General features: G+C 44.7%; 8 protein-coding genes and 1 rRNA gene. 5 read left to right on the top strand and 4 right to left on the bottom strand.

Translation table 11 applies throughout. From position 1 onward, the window contains the following. Positions 1 to 7 precede the first annotated feature (7 nt). A 5S ribosomal RNA gene (gene rrf / locus F6K38_RS29995) occupies positions 8 to 125 on the top strand. 165 nt (positions 126 to 290) lie between these two features. Here the strand turns inward: rrf and ribBA are convergent. Both ribBA and F6K38_RS29985 read right to left on the bottom strand, forming a co-directional pair. Continuing rightward, positions 291 to 1,970: a bifunctional 3,4-dihydroxy-2-butanone-4-phosphate synthase/GTP cyclohydrolase II gene (gene ribBA, locus F6K38_RS29990; protein ID WP_008188638.1), complete on the bottom strand. Its 1,680-nt coding sequence runs from the start codon at positions 1,968 to 1,970 to the stop codon at positions 291 to 293. A 349-nt stretch (positions 1,971 to 2,319) separates the two neighbouring features. Further along, complete coding sequence (locus F6K38_RS29985; protein ID WP_287252779.1) at positions 2,320 to 2,550, bottom strand: hypothetical protein; 231 nt, start codon at positions 2,548 to 2,550, stop codon at positions 2,320 to 2,322. A 329-nt stretch (positions 2,551 to 2,879) separates the two neighbouring features. On the opposite strand from F6K38_RS29985, the gene argC reads away from it, so the two are divergent. Further along, the gene (gene argC, locus F6K38_RS29980) at positions 2,880 to 3,938 is read left to right on the top strand and encodes an N-acetyl-gamma-glutamyl-phosphate reductase (protein ID WP_287358719.1); all 1,059 of its coding nucleotides are present in this window, start codon (positions 2,880 to 2,882) and stop codon (positions 3,936 to 3,938) included. 275 nt (positions 3,939 to 4,213) lie between these two features. Here the strand turns inward: argC and eno are convergent, their stop codons facing one another. Further along, positions 4,214 to 5,512 carry a phosphopyruvate hydratase gene (gene eno / locus F6K38_RS29975; RefSeq protein WP_008188642.1) on the bottom strand — a complete coding sequence of 433 codons (1,299 nt, stop codon included), beginning with the start codon at positions 5,510 to 5,512 and terminating at the stop codon, positions 4,214 to 4,216. Positions 5,513 to 6,043: 531 nt separating this feature from the next. On the opposite strand from eno, the gene F6K38_RS29970 reads away from it, so the two are divergent. From F6K38_RS29970 to dtd, 3 genes are all read left to right on the top strand, one after another. Next, positions 6,044 to 6,844 carry a hypothetical protein gene (locus F6K38_RS29970; RefSeq protein WP_287358716.1) on the top strand — a complete coding sequence of 267 codons (801 nt, stop codon included), beginning with the start codon at positions 6,044 to 6,046 and terminating at the stop codon, positions 6,842 to 6,844. Positions 6,845 to 6,848: 4 nt separating this feature from the next. Next, complete coding sequence (locus F6K38_RS29965; RefSeq protein WP_008188646.1) at positions 6,849 to 7,334, top strand: hypothetical protein; 486 nt, start codon at positions 6,849 to 6,851, stop codon at positions 7,332 to 7,334. Between the two features lie 345 nt (positions 7,335 to 7,679). Beyond that, a complete protein-coding gene (gene dtd / locus F6K38_RS29960; protein ID WP_071104989.1) occupies positions 7,680 to 8,141 on the top strand; it encodes a D-aminoacyl-tRNA deacylase in 462 nt (153 codons plus the stop codon). Here dtd and F6K38_RS29955 read toward each other — a convergent pair. Continuing rightward, complete coding sequence (locus F6K38_RS29955) at positions 8,130 to 8,378, bottom strand: hypothetical protein (protein ID WP_131827069.1); 249 nt, start codon at positions 8,376 to 8,378, stop codon at positions 8,130 to 8,132. The two genes, dtd and F6K38_RS29955, sit on opposite strands and share 12 nt — an antisense overlap. Positions 8,379 to 8,825: the final 447 nt, after the last annotated feature.

Below are 8,825 nucleotides of genomic sequence, written 5' to 3'. Positions count from 1 at the left end.
ACCACTTCCTGGTGCTTATAGCGCTACGGAACCACACCGACCCCATCCCGAACTCGGAGGTGAAACGTAGCTGCGGCGAAGATAGTTGGTGGGTAGCTGCCTGCTAAAATAGCTCAGTGCCAGGATATATATTATTTTAATAATAGTTAATAGAAAAAGCCTCTTGTCTAAACTGGCAAGAGGCTTTTTCTATATCAAGCAACCAAAGAAATTAAAAGAGATTAAATCATTAGCATGGGTGTTGGGTTAACAAATAAGTAATAACTAATGACTAAAAGCAATAATTGATATTACTCCATGGAGCGATCAAAACTATAAATTTTCTGAGTCGTTAAATTCTCACACACTGAAGATGGTCGCTTAGTCAAGGGAAACTTCTCTCGGTCTAAGAGTATTTGTAAACTAGTCAGTGGATCGTGTCCAGAAGAGACTAGAAATTCCAGGCATCTTAGCTCAGGCCATTCAATCACGCTGTCTAAAATATTAGCGATCGCATTAACATAGGGATGGTCACTAGATTCGTACCAATCTAGTGCTGCTAGCTCAGGCTGATCAAACCCTAAGTGTACCATTAAAGCAGGTTTCTCAAAAACTGCGGACGCTACAGGTCGTGACTCCTCCTGCAATAATAAGTTCTGACTATGAGCTAGAGACCTTAGCTTTTCTAAACGCTGATAACGTTCTGTCACCTGCTGGGGCTGGTCTTGCCAATGAATCGCTACCGTAACTAAATAGGTCTGCAACAGCAAATGACCCAGCTTCTGTGCCTTAGTTGCCAGATAGCTAGAATTGTAGTCATTAGCTTCAATCAACAATGGTACCCGATCGACTACCTCCAATCCATAACCTTTTAAACCAGCGATTTTCCGAGGATTATTGGTAATCAAGCAAATTTTCTTAACTCCTAAATCATTGAGAATTTGTGCTCCCATGCCATAGTCTCGCAGGTCAGCCGGGAATCCCAAACGTTCATTTGCTTCTACGGTATCCAGTCCCATATCTTGCAAGGAATAAGCTTTCAACTTATTCACCAAACCAATCCCTCGGCCTTCTTGCCGCAAATAAACCACGACTCCCTCACTGGAATTCTCAATCATTTTCAGGGCAGCTTGTAGTTGCATTCGACAGTCACAGCGCAGAGAACCCAAGGCATCTCCCGTTAAACATTCTGAGTGCATCCGCACCATCACTTGATGGTCTTTGAACTGAGTCGGGTCTCCTTTTACAACGGCAACATGCTCCGAGTGATCTAACGTGTTGCGGTAAGCGTAAATCTGGAAATTCCCAAAATTACTGGGGAATTGGGCAACGGATTCTCGATAAACAAAGCGGTCATGTTTGAGGCGGTAACTGATTAAATCAGCAATACTGATAATTTTGAGTTGATGCTTATTGGCATACTCAATCAACTCTGGCAAGCGAGCCATGGAGCCATCAGCATTTTGAATTTCACAGATCACACCCGCTGGGTATAAACCTGCCAATCTTGATAAGTCAACCCCTGCTTCCGTATGACCAGCCCGCTTCAATACGCCTCCCTTTCTAGCACGGAGGGGAAAAATGTGACCAGGTCGTCGCAAATCACTGGGTTTGGTTACTGGGTTGATCGCAAACTGGATAGTACGAGCACGGTCTTCAGCGGAGATACCAGTGGTCACCCCTAAGTGGGGTGCTGCATCAATGCTCACGGTAAACGCTGTCTGGTTAGTGTCCGTGTTGTTACTCACCATTAGGGGAAGGTCTAGAGCATCCAAGCGCTCCCCTGTCATCGCCAGACAAATCAACCCTCGTGCTTCCACTGCCATGAAATTAATCATGTCAGGGGTAGCAAATTGTGCAGCACAAATTAGGTCTCCTTCGTTTTCCCGATTTTCATCATCAACCACCACCACTGGTTGACCTGATTTCAGGTCTGCCAGAGCATCATCAATGCTATCAAACTTATACACATCAGTTTTGGGTGATTCCACTTGCTTGCTGCTTTTGTTTAATTATTGAATGGGCTTGAAATCAATGGGAGAATGATTATAGCTCATTTTCCCAAGTTTGACACTTGACATGAGGTGAGATGGGTGCATCTCAATGCCTGAAATTAGGCAAAAATTGCCCCGAAAATTCCCACACTTCCCACACTCCCCCCCCTCCCCACACTTCCTTTTTTACAAATATTCGATGCACCCGGTTAGATGTTCTTGGTTTCTAGTATAGTCTATCGAAGTTCGGCTGCTGGCTTGGTAGATAGACCAGGCTTTTAATCACCAGAAGCAGGTTCCGATGTCAGCGCCTTGTGATTTGGAAAATCACGTAAGCATTCAGCCGTCAGGTATCAGCTAAGGCGCTACAGATGGTGCTACAGATGGTGCTTTTGAATGAAACAGGTAAGTATTCGTTTAATATCAGTTCCCTCCCCTGAGCGAGGAATTTATAGTCTTTGGCTTTGAGTCCGTTGAACTGGTCAGCCGGATAGCTTGTTTTAAGCTGACCGCTAAGGGCTGATAGCTGAATGCTTACGAAATCACAACTGGTCTTGTGCCATTCAAATGTTGCCAATAACTGAGGGATTAGGGTAAACTTAGTCAGTTTTAACGAACCGTTGCTAGGGGATAATTTTTGTTAGTGATCGGATTGACTAACAGATGTGGCAACTGCACAAATAGTGCTAAAACAGGACGTAGAAAACTGAGCCACTGTTCCCAAGACAGTGAATGAAAATGCCTGTGGAGAGGGTCTGACGGGGACTGAGGTTGTTCTTGGTCTAGTCAAGAGTCCCGCAAGCAGGTGTATAATCAGGCCCAAGGTTGAAAATCTCCCACTGAGCCAGCAATTAGCCCTTAGTGGGGGAGGATGTCAAAGCTCTTACCCTATAGGAAAGGAAGATGATGGGGGATTTAGAACGCCTGCCAGTAGGCATAATTGGTGCTTCTGGTTATGGTGGCGTACAACTTGTAAGGCTCTTGATGGATCACCCAGGAGTCGATGTAGTTTATTTGGGTGGAGAAAGCAGTGCTGGCAAGGGATTTGCCGAGCTTTACCCTCATCTAGGCCATCGTGTTAATCTAACCATTGAGCCTATTGACATAAATACTATTGTATCCCGTTGTCAGGTAGTGTTTCTGTCGTTGCCTAACGGTTTAGCCCATAAGCTAGCACCATCACTGTTATCAAAAGGATTAAAAGTTCTCGATCTCTCAGCTGACTATCGATTTAGTAAACTTGAGACTTACAAAAGCTGGTACGGTGGAGAGCGCCACGACCAAGAAACCGCTGCTACTGCTGTTTATGGTTTACCGGAACTGTATCGCGATCGCATTTCCTCTGCCGAGTTAGTCGGTTGTCCTGGTTGCTACGTCACCACCAGCCTGCTCGCCATTGCTCCCCTGCTCAAACAGGGTCTGATTATTCCAGACACTGCGATTATCGATGCCAAATCCGGTACTTCTGGGGGTGGACGCAAGGCAAAAACCAATCTCTTACTAGCAGAAGCTGACAGCTCTCTAGCCCCTTATGGCGTGACCCATCACCGCCATACCCCAGAAATTGAGCAAATTTGCAGTAATTTAGCCAGTCATGAAGTCAGGGTGCAATTTACACCCCACCTCGTTCCCATGGTACGGGGAATCCTAGCTACCGTTTATGCCACATTGCAGGATCCGGGACTAGTCAGGGAAGATTTATTCACTATTTACACAGCCTTTTACCGCGCCTCTCCCTTTGTCCGGGTGTTACCCAGTGGCACCTATCCCCAAACCAAGTGGGCTTGTGGCACTAATCTTTGTTACATAGGGGTAGAAGTCGATAGCCGAACTGATCGAGTTATCGTTATGTCAGCCATCGACAACTTGCTCAAAGGTCAAGCTGGTCAAGCCGTACAGTGCTTGAATCTGATGATGGGTTGGGACGAAACCCTAGGCTTGCCTCAACTGAGTTTTTATCCGTGAATCGGTTGTGGGACGGATGTGCAGAAGACACCAGATGTAAGGGGAGATAGGAAAAAACCATTCCTCCCACACTCCCCACGAAATAACCTTCAACCTACCCTACAAGGGACGCCAAAGGCGAACAACCTTGGCCAATAGGCACGGGCGTCGCGTTCAACCAAATAACCTTCAACCTCCTAACCAAATAACCTTCAACCTTGGCCAATAGGCCACGCTACGCGTTCAACCTCCTAACCTTCAACCTCCTAACCTTCAACCTCCTAACCTCCTAACCTTCAACCCTGACACAGCGGTCCCATGCCACAAGTTCCAGCATAAATGGCGCGATCGCCTAATTCATCTTCAATCCGCAGCAACTGGTTATACTTAGCCACCCGTTCACTACGGCACAGTGAACCTGTTTTAATTTGACCGGCACGAGTAGCAACCGCTAGATCAGCAATAGTAGTATCTTCGGTTTCCCCAGAACGGTGACTAATCACGGAACGGAAACCGTTGCGAGTTGCTAAGTCAATAGTTTCAAGAGTTTCGGTCAAGGAACCAATTTGATTGAGCTTAATCAAGATCGAGTTACCAGCACCGATATCAATACCTTTTTGTAGCCTGGTGGGATTGGTAACAAATAGGTCATCACCCACTAACTGAATACGGGAACCCAGTTTTTCAGTGAGCAACTGCCAATTACTCCAATCCTCTTCGTGGAGTCCATCTTCAATAGAAACAATTGGGTATTGCCCCACCAACTCAGCTAGATAGTTAACAAACTCTTCTGGAGAGTGAGGCTGTCCATCATAGACATACTGAGCGTCTTTGTAGAACTCGCTGGCTGCCACATCCATCGCTAAAGCAATTTGTTCTCCTGGCTTATACCCAGATGTTTCTATAGCCGCAATCAATAAGTCTAGCGCTTCTTTATTTGACCCCAAGTTGGGAGCAAAGCCACCTTCATCTCCCACACCGGTAAGCAATTTTTTCTCTTTCAAAACCTTAGCCAAGGCGGCAAAAACCTCAGCTCCCCAGCGCAGAGCCTCTCGAAACGACTTCGCTCCCACTGGCACAATCATGAATTCCTGAAAATCTACATTATTATCCGCATGAGCACCACCGTTGATCACATTCATCAACGGAACTGGTAGTAGATTAGCTAGTGGTCCACCTAAGTAGCGGTAGAGGGGGAGTCCTTTACTGGCCGCCGCCGCCTTAGCTGTAGCTAGGGAAATAGCTAGGATGGCATTTGCTCCCATAGTCTTTTTGTTGGCCGAACCATCCCGATGAATCATCTTGTGGTCAACCAACATTTGGTTGAGAGCATCGTTTTCCAATAGGTCTGGGCCGAGTTTTTCTTTGATATTCGATACTGCCTTGAGTACCCCTTTACCACCGTAGCGACGGGGGTCATTATCTCGTAGTTCATGGGCTTCAAAAGTACCAGTAGAAGCACCACTGGGAACTTGGGCAATTCCCACGGCACCGTTCACAAGGCGCACTTGGGCTTCTACTGTTGGACGTCCACGAGAATCTAATATCTCTCTGGCATCAATTGCCGCAATTGCAGTTTCTGATTTAGTCAACATGCTTTTTCCTCTAATTATCTAAAGATTGCAACTGCCTTAATCGTTAAATCGCTCTAGGATAAGAAAGGAATGTCACTTCTTTTCAATCTCCTAGTTAATCAATGATGTCAGCCATCTCAGCCCTTAGGAGCTGTGAGCTATCTGCTATCTGAGCTATCTGCTATTAGCTATCAGCTTAAGCGCTACGCGCACGCTACGCGAACAGCCATGGTTTAAAAACTGACTAGTTAGTGCTGATAACTGGGTGCTGATAACTTAATTCTTACGATGAGAGTATGCCACTTTAAGGTCTGGAACATCAACACTACATAGTTTTCTATACCTATAGTATTGTTGATATAATCGCCCTAAATATTTCGACCATACTAATTGTGATATGGCTCACGAAAATTGCTGAAAATAATCACAATTATTTTAGAGTTGGCTCACAACTAACCAAAATTATTTTAAATAAGCTAGGGGAAGACTAGTTAAGATGACTAGGGTTTCGGGACTCTTACTGACCTGTTGTTAAGGGCAATAATATCATCTATGATTTCCTCCCCACTTCAGAAATTTGTGTTTAGACCAGCATTGATTTCAGCAACAGTATTTGCTGGGCTGACGTTACCCGTAGGCTGGTTCGGTGCTCAGCCATTATCCATTAAAGTACAGGAGGAGCAACTATTCTACGGTCATGTGCGAGATGCGGCAACGCCTTACCTGAGCTTGGCAACGGTGATTAGCCTGGGAGCTGGTATGGCCAGTGTCGCCATAGCAGGATGGCAACAGTCTGCTCAACAGTCATCCCAACTTCAGTCACAGTTATCAGATTTAGCACAACAAAGTCAAAAAAAGGAAGAATTATTAGAAAAACTTAGGCTTTCAGAATCCCAGCAGAACCTTACTCAACATAAGCCTTTAGAAAATCAGATCGAGAATCAGATAGACAATCAGATAGACAATCAGAAATTGCCACAGCAGCCAATTAACTACACTGTATATACTAGTTCTAGCTTCCAGTCAAACCGTGAACCACTGGTGACTAAGACTCGGTCGAGAGAATATCAACCAGTAGCTAAATCTGCGGTGAAGGGGCCAGCCAAAACCGTTGAGTACATGGGATTGACCTACGGTCACGCTACGCGATTGACCTACGGTCACGCTACGCGAACGCATCCTGGTGTCGGTAATGGTCAAACCCATACTGGGTTTCAATCCTATTCTGAAGTAACATCATTACCATCGGAAGATATTCAGCAACTTCAAAGTCAGCTGCAACAGGCCAAAGCTCAGATGGAAGCGATGCAAAAGGTTTTGCACAACAAACACTTTGTGTTACTTGAACACTAACGTTATGTCTAGTCCATCACCCATCGACCCCCAACCCCCATCGGGCTCAGAATTCGAGCTAAATCTGCTCAAACAGGAATATTTTTTCCTGCAAACTACTGTAGAAGATTACAACAAACAAATCTGGGTGATTAAAGCCTTGGGGATTACGGCCACTGGTGTGGTTGTGCGCATGGTCTTAAAAGAGAAACAGAATAGCATCGCCCTGATTGGGTGTGCTATTCCCCTGTTTTTCTGGATTCTGGAAAGTCAATGGAAGCACTTCCAGCGCGGTTTCTATCCCCGTTTGGGACAAATTGAGGAAATTTTGACTCAGGAGTTTAACTTGCGCAGTCCAGCTATTTTTACTGGCTGGAGTCGTACCTTTAAGCGCAGTAATGCTCCGAAACGCCAAGGTTATCTTTGGGATGGTTTATTAAACCGTAGCGTTTGCATTACTTATCTGTTAGAAATTGGCTTTCTTTTGGTATTATCGTTAATTAGTTTGTAGGTATCATAAGTTTTTAAGAGGGAACAGCGGATCTGGGAATCGGGAATCGGGAATCGGGAATCGGGAATCGGGAATCGGGAATAAATGGTGGCCTAGTGTGGCGATTATAAATGAGTATAAAATAATTGCTCTGAAGCTTACTAAATCAAGCTTTTATGGATTAAAAAAATCCATTTTTATTAAAATGGCCTTTCGTATTGTTTTATAATCTAATGAGGTACATAAAATTTTTTTCGACTGCCGACTTTTCTCTTAACTCCTGTATGCTCCCTGTTCCCTATTCCCAGATCCGCTGTTCCCTAAAACCCAAAAATTTGTACCTCAGCCAATTGAGAACTGCTACATATGCGCGTAATCATCCAACGAGTCAAATCCTCTCAAGTCGAAGTAGAAACAACAGTGATTGGGAAAATAGGGCGAGGGCTTAACCTACTAGTCGGTATTGCGGATACTGATACGGAAGCTGAGTTAGACTGGATGGTGCGAAAGTGTCTAGAATTAAGGCTATTTGCTGACGAGACTACTGGTAATGACCGTTGGGAAAAGTCCGTGCAGGATATAGGTGGTGAGCTATTGGTGGTTAGCCAGTTTACCCTTTATGGAGATTGTCGCAAAGGACGCCGCCCTTCCTTTAGTCAGTCCGCTGCTCCAGAATACGCTAGGGCATTATATCAACTATTTGTGGATAAGTTACGGCTGAGTGGGTTGCGGGTAGAAACTGGTGAGTTTGGTGCGATGATGGAAGTTTCTATAGAAAATGATGGTCCTGTGACACTGTTGTTGGAGAAAGAGGCATCAGTAAGGTAAGGGAACAGGGAATAGGGAACAGCGGATCTGGGAACAGGGAGTGTGGGAAGTGAGATGACTAAGTGGTGCGCCAAAGGTGCCAGCACAAATTTGGTCGAGTTTGCTCCCATATCGGCTTTTGTCGTAACGGAAAAGGCTGGTTTCGGCTCTGTGAATGTGTCCGTGGAGGAAGAAGCGAAATCCAGCAACGGCCAGTTGTTCGATCAATCCAAAGTCAGTAATGCGATGCGTGAGCATTGAGCCGCTACGCGATGAAGCGTTCGCATAGCGTGGCCTACGGCCTCAGCTTCCGCGCTTATGCGATCGCATTACTGATCAGCCTCCTCTGCTAGTGTCCAGTTCAGGTCATGGTTACCAGGAACTAGAACAATTTCCATAAAATTTTAAAATTGTGTACTTAACCTAAGTTATAAATCCTAGAGATTGCTTTCAGTAATTTTAGTATTAATCTCTCCATAGTCTTATATTTTTATATACAAATTTCTACATTTACTACTATGATATAAATAAGATTATTTGTCTCTTTATGATTAGATATTTTTTAGTATTAGTGTAGTATTAAAAGATAGAAATGAACGAACCAATAGCTGACTATGACAATCCTTGTAAAGAAGCATTACAAGCCTATTTTGAGTCATTTTTACAGTTTTGTTTTCCCGAAGTTCACACTCTGATTGATTGGAA

It is taken from the genome of Moorena sp. SIO3B2 (assembly GCF_010692525.1).
GTDB lineage: Bacteria > Cyanobacteriota > Cyanobacteriia > Cyanobacteriales > Coleofasciculaceae > Moorena > Moorena producens.
This window is presented reverse-complemented; position numbering and strand designations above follow the sequence as displayed.

What these genes read in the sequence shown, in the direction of transcription:
- argC (WP_287358719.1), top strand. Translation starts at nt 2,880, where the DNA reads ATGGGGGATTTAGAACGCCTGCCAGTAGGCATAATTGGTGCTTCTGGT.
- eno (WP_008188642.1), bottom strand. Translation starts at nt 5,512, where the DNA reads ATGTTGACTAAATCAGAAACTGCAATTGCGGCAATTGATGCCAGAGAG.
- F6K38_RS29970 (WP_287358716.1), top strand. Translation starts at nt 6,044, where the DNA reads ATGATTTCCTCCCCACTTCAGAAATTTGTGTTTAGACCAGCATTGATT.
- F6K38_RS29965 (WP_008188646.1), top strand. Translation starts at nt 6,849, where the DNA reads ATGTCTAGTCCATCACCCATCGACCCCCAACCCCCATCGGGCTCAGAA.
- dtd (WP_071104989.1), top strand. Translation starts at nt 7,680, where the DNA reads ATGCGCGTAATCATCCAACGAGTCAAATCCTCTCAAGTCGAAGTAGAA.
- F6K38_RS29955 (WP_131827069.1), bottom strand. Translation starts at nt 8,378, where the DNA reads ATGCTCACGCATCGCATTACTGACTTTGGATTGATCGAACAACTGGCC.